The organism is Pseudomonas sp. RIT-PI-S (assembly GCF_025642975.1).
GTDB lineage: Bacteria > Pseudomonadota > Gammaproteobacteria > Pseudomonadales > Pseudomonadaceae > Aquipseudomonas.
In genome coordinates this window covers 40,725-63,565 of the sequence record NZ_JANZKJ010000007.1, presented here as the reverse complement: position 1 = coordinate 63,565, position 22,841 = coordinate 40,725, and the positions used below count along the sequence as shown (strand labels likewise).

Below are 22,841 nucleotides of genomic sequence, written 5' to 3'. Positions count from 1 at the left end.
GGGAGCCGGCACCTATGCGGCTAATGAAAAGCGCGCACAGGATGCTATCGCTTTCGCGGCCCTCCCCTTTCCTACAGCCCCGCGGGGGCTTCAGGCCGCGTTGACGTTCGGGCCAGCCACGAAGCGCATCATCCATTCTGCGACGGTCGCCCCATCATGGTCGCGCGCCAGGCTGTCCATGGCGGCTTGATACACGTGTTCGCCAAGGTGTTGCTGGCGCAGGTCGAGCAGTGCCCGGGAGTAATCCTGAACGAACTCCGGGTGGCCCTGGAAGCACAGCACCTGATCATTGAGCTGGTAGGCCGCATACCGGCAGAACTCACTGGAAGCGACGACGGTAGCGCCCTCCGGCAGCTCGGTGACCTGGTCCTGGTGGCTGATCAGCAGGGTCAGGTCGTTCGCCTGCGGGGTCATCCAGGCTGGCCGCGCGTGCAGTTCGTAGCGATGGCTCCCCAGCCCCCAGCCCTGTTCCGCCCGCTGGGCGCGGCCGCCCAGCAGCAGCGCGAGCAACTGATGACCGAAGCAGACCCCAAGAAGCTTGTCGCCGCGCTGATAACGGTCGAGCAGGAACGCCTTGAGGGTTTCGATCCACGGATCATTGCCGAACGAATCGGCCTTGCTGCCGGTAACCAGGTAGGCGTCGTAGCGTGCTGTCTCGGGAGGATATTGACCGTCGACCACGTTGAACACCTCGAAATCCGCGGCCACTGGCTGACGCTTGAACAGCTCTTTGAACATCGCGCCATAGCCTGTGTATCGCTCGACCAGCTCAGGGCGGATGTGGTCGGTTTCGAGGATGCAGATGCGCAACGACATGGGTATCGGTCTCGGGTCGAAACAAGCGGAATTGCTTGGCGCAAGCCTGCATCCGAACGGCAGGTAAATGCAAGGGTGTAGACAGACGAACGGTCGGGCGCTGGGGTAGCCGGCTGAGGGCGTCTAGGTCAGCCTACTGAAACGATACGGCAGATAGTTTCATGCGATTTTGGCCTAATAATGGGTCATATTCCTATCAAATCGCTCTGGACAGCCACGCCACCGCTTCTACATTGAACAGTGTTCCGGTGATTCGGGCCCGCTCGCCTGTGCCACCGCGACCAGCCAACAGGCAGTGAAGCCGGCCCCAGGCAGCGGGGTCGGCGCTGGTCAACAAGAAGAAAGGCTAGAGGTCATGTTCAAACATCCCAAAATGCGCCAGGCGACCTTGATCGTCTTCGCCACCACGTTGCTATTGATCTTGCCGAACCTGGGGCGCCTATTCGGCTGATCGCCCAATGGGCGAGATCATTGCTCGGCAACCTTAAGCGATGGGCTAGGCGTCACCTCCACGTGGCCGTTGCTCGCCCTTATGCCACCTGCCCGCCGCATGGCTCGCACTGGGCAGGCATCGAGGTGATCAAGGCCCACGGCAAGCTTCAAATGTCGCTCCGGCCGGGCAAGCCGCTGGGCGATGTCAAAACTGTACCAGGCGCCGTCCAGCCAGGCCTCGGCCCACGCATGGTCGGCCAGACGGTCGCTGCCGGGCGTATACAGGTACCCGGACACATAACGCGCCGGCACGCCCAGCACCCGGGCGCAGGCCAGGAAAGCATGCGCCTGGTCGTGGCAGGCGCTGCTGCGCTGGGCAAAGGCGTCAGTGGCGCTCAGGCCCAGGCCATCGGCGCCAGGCTGCCCTGTCATCTGCGTGCCTAACGCCTCCATCAGGTCTAACAACCCCGTGCGATCGCGTTTGCTGCCGCAGGACGCATGGGCGAAGTCGCGCAGCTCGCCTTCGGCCTCGGTCAACGTGGTGGTGCGCAGGTACGGCAACGGCGACGGCCGCTCGTGTTCAGCCTCCAGCGCCTCGTTGATGTCGACCTGGCCACGCGCGCGGATCGTGATACACGCGTGCGGGCCTTCCAGGCTGAGCACATGCAACACATTGCCAAAGGGATCGAGCTGCGGGCGAACCTGCCGTGGTAAATCCAGCTGCCAACTGAGCACGTGCTGGCGCTCGGTGTCATGTGGGGTCAGGCGCAAGTACTGAATGCTGCTGCGCACTTCGTCCTCGAACCGGTAGGTCGTTTCCTGACTGATCGAAAGCCTCATACAACCTCCAGGTAACAGGTGTGGATGACATTGCCCAGGTCACGCACCTGATCGATGAACTGGTTGAGCCACTCATGTAACCCTGCCTGCAGGATTTCATCGATGCCCGTGTAGCGCAGGCGGGCGTCCATTTCGGCGGCCATGCGCTGGGCGGGGCGGCCATTGAGGCCTGGCAGCACGGAGAGGATCTGGTCGATTTCTTCGGTGCAGGCGCGTAGAGAGCGCGGCACATCGGCGCGCAACAGCAGCAACTCAGCCACCGGCCGCGCAGCGGGAGCGTCGCGGTAGATCTCGGTATAAGCCTCGAACGACGACAGCGCCCGTAGCAGCGCGCTCCACTGGTAATAGCTCCACGCCGAATCGTCGGCAACGGTGTTGAGCGCCTTGATGCTCATCATTTCGTAGCGGGCGTCGAGCAACCGCAAGGTGTTGTCGGCGCGCTCCAGGAACGTCCCCAGGCGAATAAAGCGGAAGGCGTCGTTGCGCATGATGGTGCCGTAGGTCGCGCCCCGGAACAGGTGCGAACGCTCCTTGAGCCATTCACAGAACCGGCTCATGCCGTATTGCGCCAAACCTTGGGCAGCAATGCCGCGGATTTCCAGCCAGGTAGAGTTGATGTTTTCCCACATGTCGGCGGTGATCCGGCCTCTGACCGCGTGGGCCGAGGCGCGGGCGGCACCCAGGCAGCTATAGATGCTGCCCAGGTTGCTGGCGTCGAGTGCGAAAAAATGCAGCAGCCGCTCGGCATGGGGCTCGCCATGGCGCTGTAGGTAATCGTCCAGGGTGCCAGTGATCAGCAGCGGCATGGCCATTTCATCCAGGCCGGTGCGCCCGTCCTGGGGCATCAGCGACAGCGAATAGCTGACGTCCAGCATGCGTGCCATGTTTTCCGCGCGCTCCAGGTAGCGCGACATCCAATACAGGTCTGAGGCAGTTCTACTGAGCATTGGGCAAGCTTCCTTGATCCTCGACAACCCAGGTGTCCTTGGTGCCGCCACCTTGGGACGAGTTCACCACCAGTGAACCTTCGCGCAGCGCCACCCGGGTCAGCCCACCGGGGACGACACGGGTTTCCTTGCCAGACAGCACGAACGGGCGCAGGTCGATATGGCGTGGGGCGATACCGTTTTCCACGAACGTAGGGCACGTGGAAAGGCTCAGCGTGGGCTGGGCGATATAGGCTGCCGGCCGCGCCTTTAGGCGGGCGCGGAAGGCTTCGATCTCGGCCGCACTGGCGGCGGGCCCTACCAGCATCCCGTAGCCGCCGGAGCCTTGGGTTTCCTTGACCACCAGTTCAGGCAGGTGCGCCAGCACGTGAGACAGCTCCTCCGGCTTGCGGCATTGCCAGGTCGGCACGTTCTTGAGGATCGGCTCTTCGTCGAGGTAGAAACGAATCATGTCGGTCACGAAGGGATACACCGACTTGTCGTCGGCCACGCCGGTGCCGATGGCATTGGCCAGCACCACGTTGCCGGAGCGGTAGGCCGATAGCAGGCCGGGCACGCCGAGCATCGAGTCTGGGTTGAACGCGAGCGGGTCGAGGAAGGCGTCATCGAGACGACGGTAGATCACGTCTACCTGGTGCGGGCCGTGGGTGGTCCGCATGTACACCTTGTCGTCGCGCACGAACAGGTCTGCCCCCTCGACCAGTTCCACGCCCATTTCCCGGGCCAGGAAGGCGTGCTCGAAGAAGGCGCTGTTGAAACGGCCCGGCGTCATGACCACCACGCTGGGGTCGTCCAGCGGGCTGGAACTCTTCAGGGTTTCGAGCAGCATGCTGGGGTAATGATCCACCGGCGCAATGCGCTGCGCCGCGAACAGCTCGGGGAACAACCGCATCATCATCTTGCGGTCTTCGAGCATGTAGCTCACGCCGCTGGGCGTGCGCAGATTGTCTTCAAGCACGTAGAAAGTGCCGTCGCCGTCGCGAACCAGGTCCACCCCGGAAATATGCGAATACACGTCTCGATGCAAGTCCAGGCCCTGCATGGCGAGCTGGTATTGCTCGTTGGCCAGCACCTGTTCGGCTGGGATCACCCCGGCCTTGATGATGCGCTGATCGTGGTAAAGGTCGGCCAGGAACATGTTCAAGGCCTTGACCCGTTGGATGCAGCCACGCTCCACCACCCGCCATTCGCTGGCCGGAATGCTGCGCGGAATGGTATCGAAGGGGATCAGCCGCTCGGTGCCCTGCTCGTCGCCATAGAGGGTGAAGGTGATACCCGCGCGGTGGAACAGCAAATCCGCTTCACGACGACGCTGCGACAGGAGCTCTTCCGGGGTTTGAGCCAGCCATTGGGCAAACGCCTGGTAATGCGGGCGAACCTGACCGTCCGCGTCGTACATTTCGTCAAAATAGGTGCGGCTCATGCCGTGCTCCTTGTCACCTGGACATACCAGTGTCGCAAGCCCCGTGCCAGCCGCCCCGCCCCGTTTAATCAGGCATTGGCGGCCAACTCGGGTCGACGTCGCACCAAAGGCGTGCACCCGGGTTGCCGCAAGCGGGACAGCGCTTCACGGCAACGCAGCCGGCCTGCACGCTCACGCCTGGTGCCTGGGCATCTTGTGCTTCACGCCCCAGCCTTCGATTTCCCCACCCAGTGGCTCGACCACCGACTCGAAGTCGTGCTCGAACTCCCCGATACCGAAGTGCGTGGCATACATCAGCTTAGACAGCTCCAGGTGCCAGGCACCGTCCGGGCGCTCCATCACCTGAGCATTGAGGGACTCACCGCGAAAGTGGCCAGCGGCCGCGCGGGCCCGATGCTCGTCTGGAAACACGGCATAAAATTCGATGGGGTGGATGGCTGCGAAGTCGAAGCCGCCTTCTTTCATTTTGCGTAACAGCAGGGTGCTGATGTCTTCCTGATAGGCATTGCTCATGTCTCGTCCTCCTGAAAAGCGATGGATAGACTCTCCTTGTCGCCGGTCATCCCGGCCACTTGCATGAAGCGTTCAGCGTGAAATGTTCAGTACACCCCGCCGTGCACGGGGTATCGGCCGCGGGTGGCGCCACCCGGCATCAAGCCTCCGTGATGGCGGTGATCTTCATACCGTTCTGCTCTTCGAGCCACTTGGCAGTGGGCTTCTCGTCACGCCCATCGAAGTCATTGAGGGGGACCTCGTGGATGACCGGAAACATCTTGGCCCGGATGGCTACGGCGGCCTCTTCATCGCTAGGGCGGTGCTCGGACGGGACCGAAATCGATGACGGGCTGCCGCTCTTGTCGGTGAAGGTGATCTGCCACTGTTTCATTGCTATCTCCCTCAGGCGATGAATGTATCGATGCCAGGCACTGCTTGCCTGCCCATAGTGGACCGGGGTGCTGGCAGGGTTGTTCCGGCTGTTTTAGTGCAAGCGGCACACAGATGTTTCACTTGATTTAACGCAAGCGAGCCCCAAGCTGCTGGATAGCCCTTAACCTGTGCAACGGAGCGCTTGATGATCGACCTTTATTACTGGACCACCCCCAACGGCCACAAGATCACCTTGTTTCTGGAAGAGGCCGGGCTCGAATACAAGCTGCACCCGATCAACATCAGCAAGGGCGAGCAATTCGCCGCCGATTTCTTGAAAATCTCCCCTAACAATCGCATCCCGGCCATCATCGACCAGGCGCCAACCGACGGCGGCGCGCCGATCTCCCTGTTCGAATCCGGTGCGATCCTGCTTTATCTGGCGGAGAAAACCGGCAAGTTCCTCGCGACGGACCTACGCGAGCGCCAGCAAGTGCTGCAGTGGTTGTTCTGGCAAATGGGTGGCCTTGGCCCGATGGCCGGGCAAAATCACCACTTCGGCCGCTTCGCCCCGGAGAAAATTCCCTACGCAATCAAGCGCTACACCGATGAAACCGCCCGCCTGTACGGCGTACTGGACAAACGGCTGGCGCAAGCGACGTTCGTGGGCGGGGACCACTACAGCATCGCCGACATGGCGATCTACCCGTGGATCGTGCCGTACGAGATGCAAAACCAGAAACTCGAGGACTTCCCTCACCTCAAGCGCTGGTTCGAAACCATCAAGGCTCGGCCAGCCACGGTGAAGGCTTATGAATGGACCGCCAAGGTCAATCCGCCCAAACCCTGAGTGGTGACCCGGCGCACCCTGGGGGCCCGGGGCAAATAAAGCCGATGGGCTGGCTTGCGAAGGCGTAAAACCCTCACTACCTTAAGCGCCTTTTCCGATGCTTGCCCAGGAGCCCTCCAATGGCGTCGTCTGCAGTCCGCCACTTCCTCCCCCGCGTTGGCCTGGCCGCCGCGATCGCCGGCGCGCTAGGCCTGGCCGGGTGCCAGGCCTGGGTCGACGACCACAACAGCGAAAGCCTGCCACCGAGCGTGGGCGTGCAGCCACTCAAGGGCTTGGGGCAGAACGTTTCGGTACGCCGCAATGACCTGGGCATGCCGCTGATCGAAAGCAACAACTTCCACGACGCGCTGTTCGCGCTGGGCTATGTCCACGCCAGCGACCGCATCAGCCAGATGGTCGGCATGCGCTTGCTGGCTCAAGGCCGGCTGGCCGAGATGGCCGGGCCAGGCGTGCTGGAGGTGGACCGCTTCATGCGCACCGTGGACCTCAAGCGCCGCGCAGCCGGGCTGTATGCCGGAGCCTCCCCCCGCTTGCGCAACTTCTTCGAGATCTATGCCCGCGGCGTGAACGCCTGGCTGTTCCGCTATCGCGACAAGCTACCAGTGGACCTGGCGCAGTCCGGCTATAAGCCCGAGTACTGGAAAGGCGAGGATTCGGCGCTGATCTTCTGCCTGATGAACTTCAGCCTGCAGATGAACCTGCAGGAAGAGATCAACAGCCTGGTGCTGGCGCAGAAAGTCGGTGCGGACAACCTGGCTTGGCTGATCCCGACCTACCCGGACGAACCCCTGCCGTTCGATGAAGCAGCGAAGCTCAAGGGGCTTAACCTTGGCGGGCAGTTCGCCAGCCTCGATGCGCTGAGCGGCCAGCTCGCCGGGCTCGGGCAGATGGGCATCGCCGCCTCCAATAACTGGGCGCTGGCACCAGAGCGCAGCCGCAGCGGCAAGAGCCTGTTCGCCAACGACACTCACCTGCCGATCGGCCTGCCGAGCGCCTGGAATTTCGTACAGATCCGCGCACCGAAATTCCAGGCTGCGGGCGTCTCCCTGGCGGGGGTGCCCGCCGTGGTCGCGGGCTTCAACGGCAAGCTGGCCTGGGGCATGACCATGGTCATGGGCGATAACCAAGACCTGTTCCTCGAGCGCGTAAAGCGCGACAACGGCGTGTTGCTGTATCAAGCCGATGGCAAGTGGCTGCGCGCCTCGGCGCGTAACGAAACCTTCTTTATCAAGGGCCAGAAGCCGGTACGCGAAGTCATCTACGAAACCCGCCACGGCCCCTTGCTCAATACAGCGCTGGGCGAGCGCAAGCTCCCGCTGCAACCGGCGCCGTTCGCCAGCGGCTATGGTTTGGCCTTGCAGATGCCAGACCTCAAGGACGACAAGACCCTCGACGCCTTCTTCGATTTGTCGCGCGCGCAAAACGTGGAGCGTGCCTTCGACACCAGCCGCGAGATCCGCGCCATTGCCTTGAACATGGTGTTCGCCGACGCCAACGACATCGGTTGGCAGGTGACCGGGCGCTACCCTAACCGCAAGGAAGGCAAGGGCCTGGTGCCCTCACCCGGCTGGGACAGCCGCTTCGACTGGGACGGGTACGCCGACTCGATGCTGCACCCCTACGACCAAACGCCTGCCAGCGGCTGGCTCGGCACCGCGAACCAACGCACCGCCCAGCCTGGCTACGGCATGCAGCTGTCCAGCTCCTGGTATTACCCCGAGCGCAGCGAGCGCCTGGCGCAGCTAGCCGCTAACGGCAAGCAGGACGCCCGTAGCATGGTCGCCTGGCAATACGACCAGACCACGCCCTTCGCCGCCAAGCTCAAGCGCATGTTCGAAGCGCCGGGCATGGCCCTGCCGTTGAAAAAAGCCATTGATGCCCTGCCGGACGCCGAGCGCGGCAAAGCCCGCGAGGCGCTCTCTCGACTGATGGCGTTCGACGGCCGGCTGGCTGCGGATTCAGCTGACGCCGCGCTTTATGAGCTGTTCCTGCAAGAAAGCGCGCGGCAAACCTTCCTCGACGAACTCGGCCCGGAGGACAGCCCGACCTGGAAGGCCTTTGTGGCCAACGCCGACCAGTCTTACTCAGCCCAGGCGGATCACCTGCTGGGCCGCGAGGACAGCCCGTTCTGGGATGACATCCGCACCCCGCAGAAAGAAGACAAGCCGACGATCATCGCGCGAAGCCTGGCCGCCGCGGTCAGCAGCGGCGAAACCCTGCTGGGCACGGACCGCAAGGCGTGGCAATGGGGCAAGCTGCATCAATACCGCTGGGCGGCACAAAGCACCCAGTTGGCGCCCTGGCTGGATGCCACCCAGCGTGCCGGCCTAGCCAGCCTGGACAGCTACCTCAACCGCGGCCCGATTCCAGCCGGCGGCGACCACACCACCCTGAACGCGGCCGCCTGGCATTGGGGCAGTGGCAACTTCGACGCCTGGCTGATCCCGGCCATGCGCATCGTGGTGGACTTCGGCCAGCCAGAGCCGATGATGGGGCTCAACAGCACTGGCCAATCCGGCAACCCCGCCAGCCCGCATTACGCCGACGGCATCCAGAACTGGCTCAAAGGGCAATACCTGACGTTCCCGATGCAGCCACAGAACCTGGACAGAGCCTACGGCACGCAGCGGCTGACCCTGGTGCCGGCGAAATAGCGCTTGTTCGCGGGCTTTACCCGCTTCTACAGGTCACACCCTGGAGGAGTGGGTAAAACCCGCGAACCCCCAAGCGCAACCGGGCTGCTACGGTTCTCGGTGCAACTTCCAGCGAAGCCGGCGGCTCTGAACAAGCAAGCCCCTGTCAGCGAAAACGCTCAATGGACCTGGTTATCGCTCGCCCCGAAGGCCTGTATTGCACGGCCGGTGATTTCTATATAGACCCCTGGAAGCCGGTGCCACGCTCGGTCATCACCCACGGCCATGGCGACCATGCCCGCACCGGCAACGGCCATTACCTGGCGACCGACATCGGCGCAGGCATTCTAAGAACCCGGCTGGGCGCGGACATCAACCTGCAAACCCTGGCCTATGGCGAGCGCCTGGTGCACAACGGCGTGACCATCAGCCTGCATCCCGCCGGGCATGTACTGGGTTCGGCGCAAGTGCGGCTGGAATATCAAGGCGAGGTGTGGGTGGCCTCGGGGGACTACAAAGTAGAGCCAGACGGCACCTGCGCGCCCTTCGAACCCGTGCGTTGCCATACCTTTATCACCGAATCGACCTTTGGCTTGCCGATCTACCGCTGGCAGCCGCAGGCGGAAATCTTCGCCGAGGTCAACCAGTGGTGGCGCGGGAACGTGGCCGCGGGCAAGGCCAGCGTGTTGTTCTGCTACGCCTTCGGCAAGGCGCAGCGCCTGCTGCATGGCATCGACGCCAGCATTGGCCCGATCCTCAGCCATGGCTCGGTAGAGCCGCTGAACCGGGTTTATCGCGAAGCCGGCGTGCATATCCCGGAAACCCACTACGCCGGGGACTTCAAGAAAACCGACCCGGCGCTGCGCTCTTCGTTGATCATCGCGCCGCCCTCCGCAGGCGGCAGCACCTGGATGCGCCGCTTCGGCGATTACAGCGACGCCTTCGCCAGCGGCTGGATGCGCTTGCGCGGCACCCGCCGCCGGCGCGGCGTGGACCGCGGCTTTGTGCTCAGCGACCACGCCGACTGGCCTGGCCTGCTTTGGGCCATCGAACAAACGGGCGCGCAGCGGGTGATGGTCACCCACGGCTCGGTGAACGTACTGGTGCGCTACCTGTGCGACCTGGGCCTCGATGCCCAGGGCTTTACCACCGAGTACGGCGACGAAGATGAAGCCGCCGCGCCGGAGCAGCCGCAATGAAAGCCTTTGCCGCGCTCTATGCCGAACTCGACGCCACCACCTCCAGCAATGCCAAGCTGGCGGCGCTGCAGGCGTATTTCGCAGATGCCGCGCCCGCCGACGCGGCCTGGGCCGTGTACTTCCTGTCCGGCGGGCGGCCACGCCAGCTGGTGCCCACGCGGCTGCTGCGCGAGCTTGCGATCAGCCTTTCCGGGTTACCCGAATGGTTGTTCGAAGAAAGCTACCAGGCCGTGGGCGACCTGGCCGAGACGGTGTCGCTGGTGCTGCCAGACTCCACCCACAGCAGCGATGCGGGCCTGGCCTGGTGGATGGAGCACGAGCTGCTGCCGCTGCGCGGCCTGCCCCCGGAAGAGCTGGCGCAGCGCTTGCCACCCTTGTGGCAGCAACTGGACCGGCAAAGCCTGATGGTGTGCCTGAAGCTGATCACCGGCAGTTTCCGCGTTGGCGTCTCCAAGCTGCTGGTCACTCGCGCCCTCGCCCAGCTTGCCGGGCTGGATAGCAAGCGCGTGGCGCAGCGGCTGGTGGGTTATACCGACCTCTCGCACCGGCCCAGTGCCGAGGCCTACCTCAAGTTGGTCGCCGCAGAGAGCGAACACGAACATGCCCAGCGCGGCGGCCAGCCCTACCCGTTCTTTCTCGCTCACGCACTGCAACAGCCGGTGGAACAGTTCGATACCCTGCTCGGCCAGTGCGAACGCTGGCAAATAGAGTGGAAGTGGGACGGCATCCGCGCCCAGGTGGTCAAGCGTGACGGCCGCCTGTGGGTGTGGTCACGCGGCGAAGAGCTGGTTACCGACCGTTTCCCGGAGCTGCAGGCGCTGACCGACCTGCCCGATGGCACCGTGATCGACGGCGAGATCGTGGTGTGGAAGGCCCCGGCCGACGCCGTTCAAGGCGAGCCGCAGGCGCCCTCGGTGCAGCCCTTCGCCCTCCTGCAGCAGCGCATCGGCCGCAAGACCCTGAGCCGCAAGCTGCTCGAAGACATCCCGGTAGTGGTGCTGGCCTATGACCTGCTCGAGTACCTCGGCCAGGATTGGCGCAGCCGCCCGCAGCACGCTCGCCGCGCTCAACTCGAGGCGGTCGCCGAGCAAGCCGCCAGCCCGGTATTGCAGCTGTCGCCGCTGCTGCAAGGCGATAGCTGGGCCACGCTGGCGGAGCAGCGCGAGGCGTCTCGTCGGCTGGGCGTGGAGGGCATGATGCTCAAGGCTCGCGACGCGCTCTATGGAGTGGGCCGCACCAAGGACATGGGCGTGTGGTGGAAATGGAAGGTCGACCCGTTCACCGTGGATGCGGTACTGATCTATGCCCAGGCTGGGCACGGCCGCCGGGCCAGCCTCTACACCGATTACACCTTCGCCGTGTGGGATGGCCCGCCCGGTACCGAGCGCACCCTGGTGCCCTTCGCCAAGGCCTACTCGGGCCTTACCGACGCCGAAATGCGCCAGGTCGATGCAATCATCCGCCGCACCACCGTGGAAAAATTCGGCCCGGTACGTAGTGTTACCCCCACACTTGTGTTCGAACTGGGTTTTGAGGGCATCGCGCTGTCCAAACGCCATAAAAGCGGGATCGCGGTGCGGTTTCCACGCATGTTGCGTTGGCGTCACGATAAGCCCGTAGAGGAAGCAGATAGTCTCGCAACGTTACAAGACTTGTTGAGTTGAACCCCACCTCGCACCACAATAGCGCCGCCGCAACGCGCCGCCTCGTTATGGGGCGGGGTCGAATACCGTCGGTACACCCCGGTTCGGTCAGATCTGCGACGCAAAGGGATTACCATGCGCCTCGCTGGTAACCTGACCAAGGACCATGGTGCGAATTTTGCTATCACGATGATGTCTGGCATCCGCCGGTAACGCTGTACCGCCTGGCAAACCTTCGTCTTTTAAGGACTGCACAATGAAAAAAGCATGGCTGACCCTTTCCGCTCTGGCGCTCTGTCTGTCCGCTGGCGGCGCTATGGCCAAGGAATACAAAGAGCTGCGTTTTGGCGTTGATCCATCCTATGCCCCGTTCGAGTCCAAGGCCGCCGACGGCAGCCTGGTCGGTTTCGATATCGACCTGGGCAACGCGATCTGCAAAGAGCTGAAGGTTACCTGCAAGTGGGTCGAAAGCGATTTCGACGGCATGATCCCGGGCCTTAAGGCCAACAAGTTCGACGGCGTGATCTCGTCCATGACCGTGACCCCAGCGCGTGAAAAGGTCATCGACTTCTCCGACGAACTCTTCTCCGGCCCGACCGCCCTGGTCTTCAAGAAAGGCAGCGGCATCACCGAAGACGTCGCCTCCCTCAAGGGCAAGACCGTGGGCTACGAGCAAGGCACCATTCAGGAAGCCTACGCCAAGGCCGTACTGGACAAGGCTGGGGTCAAAACCCAGGCCTATGCCAACCAGGACCAGGTTTACGCCGACCTGACCTCGGGCCGCCTGGACGCCTCCGTGCAGGACATGCTGCAGGCCGAGCTGGGCTTCCTCAAGTCACCGCAGGGCGCGGACTACGAAGTGAGCAAGCCGATCGACAGCGACCTGCTGCCAGCCAAAACCGCGGTCGGCATCAGCAAAGGCAAGAAAGACCTGCAAGCGCTGCTGAACAAAGGCATCAAGGCGCTGCATGACGACGGTACCTACGCCGAGATCCAGAAGAAGCACTTCGGCGACCTGAACCTGTACAGCGGTAAGTAAGCTCCCCCAAACGGCGCCCGCCCACGCCCGCACCCCGGCTTCTGGCCAGCGGTCCGGCGCGGGGGCGGGCGCCTTTATCGACTGTAAGGGTTGATACATGCTTGAACACCTGTTGCAGAGCCTCGGGCTCTCGGCATTCAGTCTGAAAGGCTTTGGCCCGCTGTTGCTAGAGGGCACCTGGATGACCATCAAACTTTCCTTGCTCTCGCTACTGGTCGCCGTTGTGCTCGGGCTGATCGGGGCGAGCGCCAAGCTTTCCGGGGTCAAGGCGCTGCGCATGCTGGCGCAGCTGTACACCACCCTGATTCGCGGCGTGCCCGACTTGGTGCTGATGCTGCTGATCTTCTACAGCCTACAGATCTGGCTGACCCTGCTCACCGATGCGATGGACTGGGACTACATCGAAATCGACCCCTTCGCCGCAGGCGTGATCACCCTGGGCTTTATCTACGGGGCGTATTTCACCGAAACCTTCCGCGGCGCCATCCTCGCCGTTCCCAGAGGGCAGATGGAAGCGGCCACCGCCTACGGCCTGACCCGCGGCCAACGCTTCCGCTTCGTGGTCTTCCCGCAAATGATGCGCTTCGCCCTGCCCGGGATCGGCAACAACTGGATGGTCATCCTCAAGGCCACCGCACTGGTGTCCATCATCGGCCTGGCCGACCTGGTGAAGGCTGCCCAGGACGCCGGCAAAAGTACCTACCAGCTGTTTTACTTCCTCGCCTTGGCGGGCTTCATCTACCTGCTGATCACCAGCGCCTCGAACCTGGTGCTCAGGTGGCTGGAGCGGCGGTATAGCGCGGGCAGCCGGGAGGCGATGCGATGATCGAGTTACTTCAGGAGTACTGGCGGCCGTTCCTGTATAGCGATGGCGTCAACGTGACCGGCCTGGCCATGACCATGTGGCTGCTCAGCGCCTCCATCGCCATCGGCTTCGTCTGCTCCATCCCGCTGTCCATCGCCCGGGTTTCCCCGCGCTTCTGGATACGCTGGCCGGTGCAGTTCTATACCTACGTGTTCCGCGGCACCCCGCTGTATATCCAGCTGCTGATCTGCTACACGGGCATCTACAGCCTGGAAGGGGTGCGCGACCAGCCGCTGCTCAACGAGTTCTTCCGCAACGCCATGAACTGCACGATCCTGGCGTTCGCCCTGAACACCTGCGCCTACACCACGGAAATCTTCGCCGGTGCCATCCGCAGCATGGCCCACGGCGAGATCGAAGCGGCCAAGGCCTATGGCCTCACCGGGTTCAAGCTGTATGCCTATGTGATCATGCCCTCGGTGCTGCGCCGGTCGCTGCCGTACTACAGCAACGAGGTCATCCTCATGCTGCATTCCACCACTGTGGCCTTTACCGCCACCGTGCCGGATATCCTCAAGGTCGCCCGGGATGCTAACTCGGCCACCTACATGACCTTCGAATCTTTCGGTATTGCCGCGCTTTTGTACCTGGCCGTCACCTTCACCCTGGTAGGGCTGTTCCGCCTCGCCGAACGCCGCTGGCTGGCCTTCCTGGGCCCCGCACGATAAGGAGATCCGATGAAACAGCAACGCCACCCCTTGCTCGCGCCGCTGCCAGGCACCGCGCGCGCCGTGGAAAGCTTTCACTTCGGCCCCCAGGGCGCCGGCAAGATCTACATCCAGGCGTCGCTGCATGCCGATGAGATCCCCGGCATGTTGGTGGCCTGGTACCTCAAGCAGCGCCTGAACGAGCTGGAGCAGGCCGGCCGGCTGCAAAAGGAGATCGTGCTGGTTCCGGTGGCCAACCCGATCGGCCTGGAACAGGTGCTGATGGACACGCCCCTGGGGCGCTATGAGCTGGAAAGCGGCGAGAACTTCAACCGCTGGTTCGTGGACCTCAGCGAACAGGTGGGCGACGAGATCGAAGCCTCGCTTGGCGACGATGCCCAGAGCAACGCCCGGTTGATCCGTGAAGCCCTGAGCCGTGCCCTGCAGGCCCAGCAGCCGACCACCCAGTTGCAGTCGCTACGCCTGACCCTGCAGCGGTTGGCCTGCGAAGCGGAAATGGTGCTGGACCTGCACTGCGACTTCGAAGCGGTGGAGCACCTCTATACCACCCCCGAAGCCTGGCCGCAGGTTGAGCCGTTGGCCCGCTACCTGGGCTCCCAGGCGAACCTGCTGGCTACCGATTCTGGCGGGCAGTCCTTCGATGAGTGCTTCAGCCTGGTGTGGCACAAGCTGAAACTGCGTTTCGGCGAGCGCTTCGCCATTCCCCAGGGAAGCTTCTCGGTCACCATCGAGCTGCGTGGCCAAGTCGACGTCAACCATGCCCTGGCCAGCCGCGACGCCCAGGCTGTGATCAGCTACCTGGAACACTACGGGGCAATCGACAGCACGCCCATGGAGCAGCCAGAGCTGCTCTATCCGGCAACGCCGCTGGCTGGGGTAGAGCCGATCAGCACTCCGGTAGGCGGCATTCTGGTGTTCTGCTGCGTGCCCGGCGAGTACCTGGAAGCCGGCCAATTGGTGGCAGAAATCATCGACCCGCTGACCGACCAGGTCACGCCGGTGCATAACGAAAAGCCGGGTCTGCTCTACGCCCGTTCGCTGCGACGCATGGCCACGGCCGGCATGGTGGTGGCCCGGATCGCCGGTGCGCAAGCCTACCGCAGCGGTTATCTCCTTTCACCTTGAGGGCGCCACGCGCATGTACAAACTGACAATCGACGGCCTGCACAAGCGTTACGGCGAGAACGAAGTGCTCAAGGGCGTTTCGCTCAAGGCCAAGACCGGCGACGTGATCTGCCTGATCGGCGCCAGCGGCTCGGGCAAGAGCACCTTCCTGCGCTGCATCAATTTCCTCGAAACACCCAACGCCGGCGCCATGAGCCTGGACGGCAACACCATCGCCATGCGTGAAAACGCCCACGGCCTCTGCGTGGCCGACCCCGCAGAGCTGCAACGGCTGCGCACTCGCCTGGCCATGGTGTTCCAGCACTTCAACCTGTGGAGCCACATGACCGTGCTGGAGAACGTCACCATGGCGCCCCGGCGCGTGCTGGGGGTGAGCAAGCAGGACGCGGAAACCCGCGCCCGCGCGTATCTGGATAAAGTCGGGTTGCCAGCCCGCGTGGCGGATCAATACCCGGCATTCCTCTCCGGCGGCCAGCAACAGCGCGTGGCCATTGCCCGGGCCCTGGCGATGGAGCCGGAGGTGATGCTGTTCGACGAGCCCACCTCGGCACTGGACCCTGAACTGGTGGGCGAAGTGCTCAAGGTTATCCAGGGCTTGGCCGAGGAAGGCCGCACCATGATCATGGTCACCCACGAAATGGCCTTCGCCCGCCAGGTTTCAAGCCAGGTGATGTTCCTTCACAAAGGCCTGGTGGAGGAAGAAGGGGCCCCCGCCGACGTGCTGGGCTCGCCCAAAAGCGAGCGCCTGCGCCAGTTCCTCAGCGGTAACCTCAAGTAAGATTTAAACCAAGCCGGGCATTGCGTGGTCACTGAAGAAAGCCTTCGGAGCCACGCAGTCCCTTATGCCCCGCCCTCCTGATTACGCCAAAGCCTGGTTTGCCGAACGCGGCTGGAAGCCCTTTCCCTTTCAAAAGGCCTTATGGGCAGCCAGCGCCAAGGGCGAGTCTGGGCTGTTGCATGCCAGCACCGGCGCCGGCAAAACCTACGCAGTGTGGTTCGCCGCGCTACAGGCCTTCGCTGCGGCAGCCCCGCCCCTCACTAGCAAGCGCAAGGTGGCCGCGCCGCTGCGCGTTTTGTGGATTACCCCGATGCGCGCCCTGGCCGCCGACACCCAGCGCGCCTTGCTGGCACCGGTGCAAGCATTGGAGATCAACTGGACGGTAGGCCTGCGCACCGGCGACACCAGCAGCGCCGAGCGCGCCCGCCAGGGCCGCCGGCTGCCCAGCGCGCTGGTGACCACCCCGGAAAGCCTGACCCTGATGCTGGCTCGCGAGCAGGCCCGGGAGGAACTGGGCTCGCTGGGCATGGTGGTGGTGGATGAATGGCATGAACTGCTCGGCAACAAGCGCGGAGTTCAGCTGCAACTGGCCCTCGCACGGCTGCGGCAGTGGCAACCGGGCCTGCGGGTGTGGGGCATCTCCGCCACGCTGGGCAACCTTGAACACGCCCAGCAGGTGCTGATACCCCAGGGCGGTGGCGTGCGCATCGAGGGCGGCACCCAGAAAGTCATCGAAGTGGATACTCTGCTGCCCCCCGCCATCGAACGCTTTCCCTGGGCGGGCCACATGGGGCTGCGCATGCTTGACCAAGTGGTCGAGCAGCTGGCGGCCAGCCAGAGCAGCCTGGTGTTCACTAACACCCGGGCGCAATCGGAGGTCTGGTATCAGGCCATCCTCGACGCTCGGCCAGAGTGGGCCGGGCTGATCGCCCTGCACCACGGGTCGTTGTCCAGGGAGGTTCGCGAGTGGGTCGAGCTGGCGCTCAAGGAAGGCCACCTCAAGGCGGTGGTGTGTACCTCCAGCCTGGACTTGGGGGTGGACTTTCTCCCCGTGGAGCGCGTGTTGCAGATCGGCTCGGCCAAGGGAATCGCCCGCTTGATCCAGCGCGCCGGGCGGTCGGGGCATGCTCCGGGGCGTCCTTCCCGGGTCACCCTGGTACCCACCCACAGCCTGGAGCTGGTCGAAGCCGCCGCGGCCCATGATGCCCTGGCGGCGCGGCAGGTCGAGCCTCGCGAATCTCCGGAAAAACCCCTGGATGTGCTGGTTCAACACTTGGTCACCATCGCCTTGGGCGGCGGTTTCGTGCCGGCCCAACTGCTGGCTGAAGTACGCAGCGCCTGGGCCTATCGCAACCTCACCGATCAAGAGTGGCAATGGGCCCTGGCGTTTGTGCGCCACGGCGGCGCGAGCCTTACTGCCTACCCCGATTACCAACGGGTAGAGCCGGACGCCGAGGGGATCTGGCGCGTGCCCGACGCCCGCATTGGCAGGCGCCACCGCATGAGCATCGGGACCATCGTCAGTGATGCCACGGTGCATTTGAAATACTGGAGCAAGGGCGGCGGCGGCCGCTCCCTGGGGAGCGTGGAGGAAGGCTTTATCGCCCGGTTGAGGCCTGGCGAGGCGTTCCTGTTCGCCGGCAAGGTGCTGGAGCTGGTGCGGGTGGAAAACATGACCGCGTACGTCAAGCGCAGCAGTGGCAAAAAACCCGCCGTACCGCGCTGGAATGGTGGGCGCATGCCGCTCTCCAGCGAGCTGGCCGATGCCTTGGTGGCCAAGCTCGACGATGCCAGCCACGGTGTGTACACCAGCGCACCGATGCGGGCCGTGCGGCCGTTGCTGGAGGTGCAGCAACAGTGGTCTGCGCTACCCACCCGCCACAGCGTATTGGCCGAGAGTTTGAAGTCCCGCGAGGGGTGGCACCTGTTTCTCTATCCCTTCGCAGGGCGCCTGGTGCACCTGGGGCTGGCCAGCCTGCTGGCGTGGCGTTTGGCCCAACAACGGCCTATCAGCTTCTCCATGGCAGTCAACGACTATGGCCTGGAGCTGCTCAGCCCTACCGAGATCGACTGGGCCCAGGCCCTCGCGAGCGGGGTGCTGTCGCCAGAGCGCCTGCTCGAAGACGTGGTAGCCAGCCTGAATGCTGGCGAGCTGGCCCTGCGGCGCTTTCGCGAGATCGCCCGCATCTCGGGGCTGGTGTTCGGTGGCTATCCGGGCGCGCAAAAGAGCATGAAGCAAGTGCAGGCTTCCAGTGGCCTGTTCTTCGAGGTGTTCAAACAGTACGACGCCGGCAACCTGTTGCTCACCCAGGCCCAGCAGGAAGTGCTGCGCCAGGAGCTGGATGTAGCTCGCCTGGAGCAGACCCTGGCGCGCATCGGTGAGCGGCAGTTGGACCTGCGCATAGTCAAGCGCCCTACCCCGCTGGGCTTCCCGCTGTTGGTCGAGCGCATGCGCGAAAGCATGAGTTCGGAAAAACTCGCCGACCGAATTGCCCGCATGGTCAACGACCTGGAAAAAGCCGCTGGGCCTGAGGTGCCTGAATGAACGCCGACTGTGAGCTGAACCTGGCGGGCGAGCGCCTCTGGTTACTGGGCGAAAAGGCCATCTGGTGGCCTGCCCAAGCCGCCTTGTTGATCGCCGACGCGCATTTCGGCAAGGCCGCAGCCTATCGTCGGCTCGGCCAACCGGTGCCACACGGCACCACCAGCGCCAACCTGCAGGTACTGCAGCAGCTGCTTGACCGGCACCCTGCCCGGCAACTGATCTTCCTCGGCGACTTCCTCCACGGGCCCGGCTCCCACGCCCCCGGCACCTTGAATCAACTGCGAGCTTGGCGCCTCCTGCACCCGGAGCTGCGGATCACGCTGATCCGCGGTAACCACGACCACCGCGCGGGCGACCCGCCCGCGGACCTGGGTATCGAAGTGGTCGCCGAACCACTCCTGCTCGGCCCCTATGCCTTGCAGCACGAACCGCATCCGCACCCGGAACGGCACGTGCTGGCAGGGCACGTGCACCCGGTATTCTTCCTGACCGGCAGGGGCCGCCAGCGCTTGCGCCTGCCGTGCTTCCACGTGGGCCAGCAAGTGACCTTGCTCCCGGCCTTCGGTGCCTTTACCGGAGGTTTCGCGGTAGAGCGTAAGCCCGGGGTGCGGCTGTTCGTGGTGGGTGACAGCCAGGTGTGGCCAGTGGGTTAGGGTCGCGGGTCGGCTTCCCTACCAGGGATATTCCAACCAGTGCTGCATGCGTTGATCGAAGCGGCCGCTGGCGATGTCCAGGTGCAGCCATTGATCCACATAGGCCTTGAGGGCGGCGTCCTGAGGCAGCAGCGCGGCTTTTTCCGAGAAATCGAACGGCGCCTCCGGGTGCACGGCGCACAACTCGGGATGCAGCTTCTGTTGCAGGCGCGTTTCCACCGCATCGGTCATCATCAGGTCCGCCTTGCCCTCCACCAACTGCTCGAAGATGGTGACGTTATCCGGGTACACAACGATCCGGGCCTGCTTGAGGTTGGCGCGGGCGAACTTTTCATTGGTGCCGCCCGGATTGACGATAGCCGTCACCTCTGGCTGGTCGATCTGTGCCAGGGTTTGGAAGCGATCCTGGTTCTTGCACAGGGTGATCGGGGTTTTCCCATCACGCTGGTAGGGGATCGAAAAGAAGGCCTTCTTCTGCCGCTCGAGGTTAACCGACACACCGGACAGGGCCAGGTCGTATTTGTCCGCGGCCAGATCGGCCATCAGCGTTGGCCAACTGGTAGGCACTACCTCGAGCTTGACGCCCAGTGACTCGGCTACGCCGCGAGCGATGTCCAGGTCCAGCCCAATGAATTGGCCATCGCCGGCTGCTTTATAGCTGAAGGGTTTGTAGTCGCCGGTGGTGCCGACGCGCAGCACACCCCGGTCCAGCACAGCTTGAAGGCGGTTGGGCACGGGGTCGACGGCATGGGCCGCTGGGCTGAGGCACAGGGCCAGGTAACATGAAGCAAGCAAGCGCTTGGGCGAGAACTGAACACGCATGGCAGGCCTTTATCGTCAGAATGGTCGAAGGGCTTCAGAAACGAAGCCCTCGCAGGTTAGCTGACTGGCCTGGGGTTATCACGCCACGGGCGCGGGAGGCGGTGTGTCGGGGATGGTCGGTTCGCCAGGTTCGCTGGGTTGTTGGAAAGGGGTGTCAGGGCCCGGCTGCCCCGGTACGCCTCCCGCCCGCAGAAGGGATGGGTTGGCGAGAAGCGACCAGGCGAGCATACCGATATGGTTCGGCTGCAGCGCGGCCAGCTTGGCACTGATGGTCGGGTCGATTTTCATAGGCACTCCTGAGCGTTGGCCCGTTTCGAAATACAAAATCGGGGAGTTCACTTAGGTAGAGTGGCAGAACCGGGGCAAATTCCCCCCGGTTCGTCGGCCCCACGCAGATTTCATGTACGCGGCAGCGTGACCCCGCGCTGGCCCTGGTACTTGCCGCCGCGATCCTTATAGGACACTTCGCACTCTTCATCGGATTCCAGGAACAGCATCTGCGCCACACCCTCGTTGGCGTAGATCTTCGCTGGCAAGGTCGTGGTATTGGAGAATTCCAAGGTCACGTGGCCTTCCCATTCCGGTTCCAGGGGCGTTACGTTGACGATGATCCCGCAACGGGCATAGGTGCTTTTGCCCAGGCAGATGGTCAGCACATTGCGCGGAATGCGGAAATATTCAACGGTGCGGGCCAAGGCGAATGAGTTGGGCGGAATGATGCAGACGTCGCTCTTGATATCCACGAAGCTCTTGGCGTCGAAGGCTTTCGGGTCCACGGTGGCCGAGTTGATGTTGGTGAACACCTTGAATTCATCGGCGCAACGCACGTCGTAGCCATAGCTGGAGACCCCGAAGGAAATCACCCGATCGGCACCCTCGCCGCGCACTTGGCGCTCAACGAAGGGTTCGATCATGCCGTGGTCCTGCGCCATGCGGCGGATCCACTTGTCTGATTTGATGCTCATGGGGGATGTCCTGAAAGGAGGGAACACTAGTGCCGCGCATCTTACCGGGCCTGAGGCATTGGTTCAAAGCGGGCCGGTACGCGCGAGCCTGGCGGCTGCGGCCAGCTTCAAATGAAAAGTACGTTGGCAGCTTACTGAAAAAGGTTTAAGGTGGCGCCACTGTGCTGCTTTTGTCACCGAGAATTACTGCAGGATGTTTATCATCAAGAAGAATTTTCATGCTCTTTGCACTCAGTTCCGGCCTGGGCACTTCCAGCGCCGCAGTTAACTTTGTCCAAGGAGACACACCATGTCCAATCGCCAAACCGGTACCGTCAAGTGGTTCAACGACGAGAAAGGCTTCGGCTTCATCACCCCTCAGTCGGGCGATGACCTGTTCGTTCACTTCAAAGCTATCCAATCTGACGGTTTCAAATCCCTGAAAGAAGGCCAGCAGGTTTCTTTCATCGCTACCCGCGGTCAGAAAGGCATGCAGGCTGAAGAAGTGCAAGTCATCTGACTTTCGCTTCAAGCCGGCGCCTCGCTTTGGTGAGGCGCCACTAAAAAACCCCGCCTCGGCGGGGTTTTTTATTGCCTCCGATTCAATCGTCCGAAACGGTGATGGTCGGCAGCGGCTGGGCCTGGGCCTCCTCCCTAGCGATACGCGCCCCTACTCGACGAGCGAGATCCTGATAGACCATGGCGATCTGGCTCTCTGGTTCAGCGATCGCAGTGGGCCGCCCGCTGTCTGCCTGCTCGCGAATCATCATCGACAACGGCAGCGACGCCAGAAGCTCGACCCCGTACTGCGCCGCCAACTTCGCCCCACCGCCCTCGCCGAACAAGTGCTCGGCATGGCCGCAGTTGGAGCAAATATGTACCGCCATATTTTCCACCACCCCAAGCACGGGAATATGGACCTTGCGGAACATTTCCACGCCCTTCTTGGCATCGAGCAAGGCCAGGTCCTGAGGAGTGGTCACGATCACCGAACCAGCCACCGGGATTTTCTGCGCCAGTGTCAGCTGAATGTCCCCCGTGCCCGGAGGCATGTCGATCACCAGGTAGTCCAGGTCATTCCAGGCGGTTTGGGTAATCAGCTGCAACAAGGCGCCGGAGACCATTGGGCCGCGCCAGACCACCGGGGTGTTGTCGTCGGTCAGGAACGCCATGGACATTACTTCGACACCATGCGCCTGCAGCGGCACGAACCACTTTTGCTCGCGCACCTGCGGCCGGGTGCCTTCAGCGATGCCAAACATCACGCCCTGGCTGGGACCGTAGATGTCGGCATCGAGGATACCCACCCGTGCCCCCTCGCGAGCCAGCGCCAGCGCGAGGTTGGCGGCTGTGGTGGACTTGCCCACGCCACCCTTGCCGGAGGCCACGGCGATGATGTTTTTCACGTTGGCCATGGCCGGCACTTGCGCCTGCGCCTTATGGGGCTGGACCTCGCAACGCACGCTCACTTTTGCCCGGCTCACACCGGCTAGGCCTTCCAGTGCGAACTGCAACGTTTGCGCCCAGCCCCCCTGGAACAACCCGGCGGCATACCCCAGGCGCAGATCGACCTCGACCCTGTCGCCGTCGACCCTGACCGCCTCCAGGCAGCCCGCGGTGACCGGGTCCTGTTCGAGGTAGGGGTCTGTGTACTGACGCAGCACGCTTTCAATCGCTGCGCGGGTGACAACGCTCATGGCAACTCCCTGGGCAAAGCTTGGTGATAGGCGCCTATGCTACCTGTTCGGCCCC

At 63.4% G+C, this 22,841-nt stretch carries 22 protein-coding genes; 12 read left to right on the top strand and 10 right to left on the bottom strand.

Annotation, left to right across the window (positions count from 1 at the left end):
* Positions 1-90: 90 nt before the first annotated feature.
* The 6 genes from OGL93_RS11785 to OGL93_RS11760 all read right to left on the bottom strand — a co-directional run bounded on the left by OGL93_RS11785 (position 91) and on the right by OGL93_RS11760 (position 5,344).
* Positions 91-816, bottom strand: coding sequence for an amidotransferase (locus OGL93_RS11785; RefSeq protein ID WP_263262829.1), 726 nt, complete (start codon positions 814-816; stop codon positions 91-93).
* Between the two features lie 468 nt (positions 817-1,284).
* On the bottom strand, positions 1,285-2,088 hold the full coding sequence (locus tag OGL93_RS11780) for a transglutaminase family protein (protein ID WP_263262828.1): 804 nt from the start codon (positions 2,086-2,088) through the stop codon (positions 1,285-1,287).
* Positions 2,085-3,035, bottom strand: coding sequence for an alpha-E domain-containing protein (locus tag OGL93_RS11775; RefSeq protein ID WP_263262827.1), 951 nt, complete (start codon positions 3,033-3,035; stop codon positions 2,085-2,087). The genes OGL93_RS11780 and OGL93_RS11775 overlap by 4 nt, the downstream gene beginning before the upstream one ends.
* Positions 3,025-4,458: a circularly permuted type 2 ATP-grasp protein gene (locus OGL93_RS11770; RefSeq protein WP_263262826.1), complete on the bottom strand. Its 1,434-nt coding sequence runs from the start codon at positions 4,456-4,458 to the stop codon at positions 3,025-3,027. The genes OGL93_RS11775 and OGL93_RS11770 overlap by 11 nt, the downstream gene beginning before the upstream one ends.
* Before the next feature lie 171 nt (positions 4,459-4,629).
* Complete coding sequence (locus tag OGL93_RS11765) at positions 4,630-4,971, bottom strand: ribonuclease E inhibitor RraB (protein ID WP_263262825.1); 342 nt, start codon at positions 4,969-4,971, stop codon at positions 4,630-4,632.
* A gap of 139 nt (positions 4,972-5,110) precedes the next feature.
* A complete protein-coding gene (locus OGL93_RS11760; RefSeq protein ID WP_263262824.1) occupies positions 5,111-5,344 on the bottom strand; it encodes a hypothetical protein in 234 nt (77 codons plus the stop codon).
* A 186-nt stretch (positions 5,345-5,530) separates the two neighbouring features.
* On the opposite strand from OGL93_RS11760, the gene OGL93_RS11755 reads away from it, so the two are divergent.
* The 11 genes from OGL93_RS11755 to pdeM all read left to right on the top strand — a co-directional run bounded on the left by OGL93_RS11755 (position 5,531) and on the right by pdeM (position 19,323).
* Positions 5,531-6,175 carry a glutathione binding-like protein gene (locus tag OGL93_RS11755; protein ID WP_263262823.1) on the top strand — a complete coding sequence of 215 codons (645 nt, stop codon included), beginning with the start codon at positions 5,531-5,533 and terminating at the stop codon, positions 6,173-6,175.
* Between the two features lie 119 nt (positions 6,176-6,294).
* A complete protein-coding gene (locus OGL93_RS11750; RefSeq protein ID WP_263262822.1) occupies positions 6,295-8,829 on the top strand; it encodes a penicillin acylase family protein in 2,535 nt (844 codons plus the stop codon).
* 161 nt (positions 8,830-8,990) lie between these two features.
* On the top strand, positions 8,991-10,007 hold the full coding sequence (locus OGL93_RS11745) for a ligase-associated DNA damage response exonuclease (RefSeq protein ID WP_263262821.1): 1,017 nt from the start codon (positions 8,991-8,993) through the stop codon (positions 10,005-10,007).
* A complete protein-coding gene (locus OGL93_RS11740) occupies positions 10,004-11,671 on the top strand; it encodes an ATP-dependent DNA ligase (protein WP_263262820.1) in 1,668 nt (555 codons plus the stop codon). Before OGL93_RS11745 ends, OGL93_RS11740 begins: the two co-directional genes overlap by 4 nt.
* A gap of 235 nt (positions 11,672-11,906) precedes the next feature.
* Positions 11,907-12,689 (top strand): transporter substrate-binding domain-containing protein, encoded by a 783-nt coding sequence (locus OGL93_RS11735; RefSeq protein WP_263262819.1) that lies wholly within the window; start codon positions 11,907-11,909, stop codon positions 12,687-12,689.
* A gap of 97 nt (positions 12,690-12,786) precedes the next feature.
* On the top strand, positions 12,787-13,515 hold the full coding sequence (locus OGL93_RS11730; protein ID WP_263262818.1) for an ABC transporter permease: 729 nt from the start codon (positions 12,787-12,789) through the stop codon (positions 13,513-13,515).
* Entirely contained in the window at positions 13,512-14,222 is a 711-nt protein-coding gene (locus OGL93_RS11725; protein WP_263262817.1) for an ABC transporter permease, read from the top strand. Before OGL93_RS11730 ends, OGL93_RS11725 begins: the two co-directional genes overlap by 4 nt.
* Before the next feature lie 9 nt (positions 14,223-14,231).
* Positions 14,232-15,347, top strand: a complete 1,116-nt coding sequence (locus OGL93_RS11720; protein WP_263262816.1) for a succinylglutamate desuccinylase/aspartoacylase family protein — start codon at positions 14,232-14,234, stop codon at positions 15,345-15,347.
* Positions 15,348-15,360: 13 nt separating this feature from the next.
* Complete coding sequence (locus OGL93_RS11715) at positions 15,361-16,125, top strand: ATP-binding cassette domain-containing protein (protein WP_263262815.1); 765 nt, start codon at positions 15,361-15,363, stop codon at positions 16,123-16,125.
* A 64-nt stretch (positions 16,126-16,189) separates the two neighbouring features.
* A complete protein-coding gene (locus tag OGL93_RS11710) occupies positions 16,190-18,670 on the top strand; it encodes a ligase-associated DNA damage response DEXH box helicase (protein ID WP_263262814.1) in 2,481 nt (826 codons plus the stop codon).
* Positions 18,667-19,323 carry a ligase-associated DNA damage response endonuclease PdeM gene (gene pdeM, locus OGL93_RS11705; RefSeq protein ID WP_263262813.1) on the top strand — a complete coding sequence of 219 codons (657 nt, stop codon included), beginning with the start codon at positions 18,667-18,669 and terminating at the stop codon, positions 19,321-19,323. The genes OGL93_RS11710 and pdeM overlap by 4 nt, the downstream gene beginning before the upstream one ends.
* 18 nt (positions 19,324-19,341) lie before the next feature.
* On the opposite strand, the gene OGL93_RS11700 is transcribed toward pdeM, so the two are convergent.
* The 3 genes from OGL93_RS11700 to dcd form a co-directional block, all read right to left on the bottom strand.
* Positions 19,342-20,145, bottom strand: coding sequence for a transporter substrate-binding domain-containing protein (locus OGL93_RS11700; protein WP_263262812.1), 804 nt, complete (start codon positions 20,143-20,145; stop codon positions 19,342-19,344).
* A gap of 78 nt (positions 20,146-20,223) precedes the next feature.
* On the bottom strand, positions 20,224-20,433 hold the full coding sequence (locus OGL93_RS11695; protein WP_263262811.1) for a hypothetical protein: 210 nt from the start codon (positions 20,431-20,433) through the stop codon (positions 20,224-20,226).
* 110 nt (positions 20,434-20,543) lie between these two features.
* The gene (dcd, locus tag OGL93_RS11690) at positions 20,544-21,110 is read right to left on the bottom strand and encodes a dCTP deaminase (protein WP_263262810.1); all 567 of its coding nucleotides are present in this window, start codon (positions 21,108-21,110) and stop codon (positions 20,544-20,546) included.
* Positions 21,111-21,399: 289 nt separating this feature from the next.
* On the opposite strand from dcd, the gene OGL93_RS11685 reads away from it, so the two are divergent.
* Positions 21,400-21,609 (top strand): cold-shock protein, encoded by a 210-nt coding sequence (locus tag OGL93_RS11685; RefSeq protein WP_002554837.1) that lies wholly within the window; start codon positions 21,400-21,402, stop codon positions 21,607-21,609.
* Between the two features lie 82 nt (positions 21,610-21,691).
* Here the strand turns inward: OGL93_RS11685 and apbC are convergent, their stop codons facing one another.
* Complete coding sequence (gene apbC / locus OGL93_RS11680; RefSeq protein WP_263262809.1) at positions 21,692-22,786, bottom strand: iron-sulfur cluster carrier protein ApbC; 1,095 nt, start codon at positions 22,784-22,786, stop codon at positions 21,692-21,694.
* Positions 22,787-22,841: the final 55 nt, after the last annotated feature.

Excerpts from the sequence above, each read along its gene's own strand:
- OGL93_RS11785 (WP_263262829.1), bottom strand. The coding sequence starts at position 816 with ATGTCGTTGCGCATCTGCATCCTCGAAACCGACCACATCCGCCCTGAG.
- OGL93_RS11780 (WP_263262828.1), bottom strand. The coding sequence starts at position 2,088 with ATGAGGCTTTCGATCAGTCAGGAAACGACCTACCGGTTCGAGGACGAA.
- OGL93_RS11775 (WP_263262827.1), bottom strand. The coding sequence starts at position 3,035 with ATGCTCAGTAGAACTGCCTCAGACCTGTATTGGATGTCGCGCTACCTG.
- OGL93_RS11770 (WP_263262826.1), bottom strand. The coding sequence starts at position 4,458 with ATGAGCCGCACCTATTTTGACGAAATGTACGACGCGGACGGTCAGGTT.
- OGL93_RS11765 (WP_263262825.1), bottom strand. The coding sequence starts at position 4,971 with ATGAGCAATGCCTATCAGGAAGACATCAGCACCCTGCTGTTACGCAAA.
- OGL93_RS11760 (WP_263262824.1), bottom strand. The coding sequence starts at position 5,344 with ATGAAACAGTGGCAGATCACCTTCACCGACAAGAGCGGCAGCCCGTCA.
- OGL93_RS11755 (WP_263262823.1), top strand. The coding sequence starts at position 5,531 with ATGATCGACCTTTATTACTGGACCACCCCCAACGGCCACAAGATCACC.
- OGL93_RS11750 (WP_263262822.1), top strand. The coding sequence starts at position 6,295 with ATGGCGTCGTCTGCAGTCCGCCACTTCCTCCCCCGCGTTGGCCTGGCC.
- OGL93_RS11745 (WP_263262821.1), top strand. The coding sequence starts at position 8,991 with ATGGACCTGGTTATCGCTCGCCCCGAAGGCCTGTATTGCACGGCCGGT.
- OGL93_RS11740 (WP_263262820.1), top strand. The coding sequence starts at position 10,004 with ATGAAAGCCTTTGCCGCGCTCTATGCCGAACTCGACGCCACCACCTCC.
- OGL93_RS11735 (WP_263262819.1), top strand. The coding sequence starts at position 11,907 with ATGAAAAAAGCATGGCTGACCCTTTCCGCTCTGGCGCTCTGTCTGTCC.
- OGL93_RS11730 (WP_263262818.1), top strand. The coding sequence starts at position 12,787 with ATGCTTGAACACCTGTTGCAGAGCCTCGGGCTCTCGGCATTCAGTCTG.
- OGL93_RS11725 (WP_263262817.1), top strand. The coding sequence starts at position 13,512 with ATGATCGAGTTACTTCAGGAGTACTGGCGGCCGTTCCTGTATAGCGAT.
- OGL93_RS11720 (WP_263262816.1), top strand. The coding sequence starts at position 14,232 with ATGAAACAGCAACGCCACCCCTTGCTCGCGCCGCTGCCAGGCACCGCG.
- OGL93_RS11715 (WP_263262815.1), top strand. The coding sequence starts at position 15,361 with ATGTACAAACTGACAATCGACGGCCTGCACAAGCGTTACGGCGAGAAC.
- OGL93_RS11710 (WP_263262814.1), top strand. The coding sequence starts at position 16,190 with ATGCCCCGCCCTCCTGATTACGCCAAAGCCTGGTTTGCCGAACGCGGC.
- pdeM (WP_263262813.1), top strand. The coding sequence starts at position 18,667 with ATGAACGCCGACTGTGAGCTGAACCTGGCGGGCGAGCGCCTCTGGTTA.
- OGL93_RS11700 (WP_263262812.1), bottom strand. The coding sequence starts at position 20,145 with ATGCGTGTTCAGTTCTCGCCCAAGCGCTTGCTTGCTTCATGTTACCTG.
- OGL93_RS11695 (WP_263262811.1), bottom strand. The coding sequence starts at position 20,433 with ATGAAAATCGACCCGACCATCAGTGCCAAGCTGGCCGCGCTGCAGCCG.
- dcd (WP_263262810.1), bottom strand. The coding sequence starts at position 21,110 with ATGAGCATCAAATCAGACAAGTGGATCCGCCGCATGGCGCAGGACCAC.
- OGL93_RS11685 (WP_002554837.1), top strand. The coding sequence starts at position 21,400 with ATGTCCAATCGCCAAACCGGTACCGTCAAGTGGTTCAACGACGAGAAA.
- apbC (WP_263262809.1), bottom strand. The coding sequence starts at position 22,786 with ATGAGCGTTGTCACCCGCGCAGCGATTGAAAGCGTGCTGCGTCAGTAC.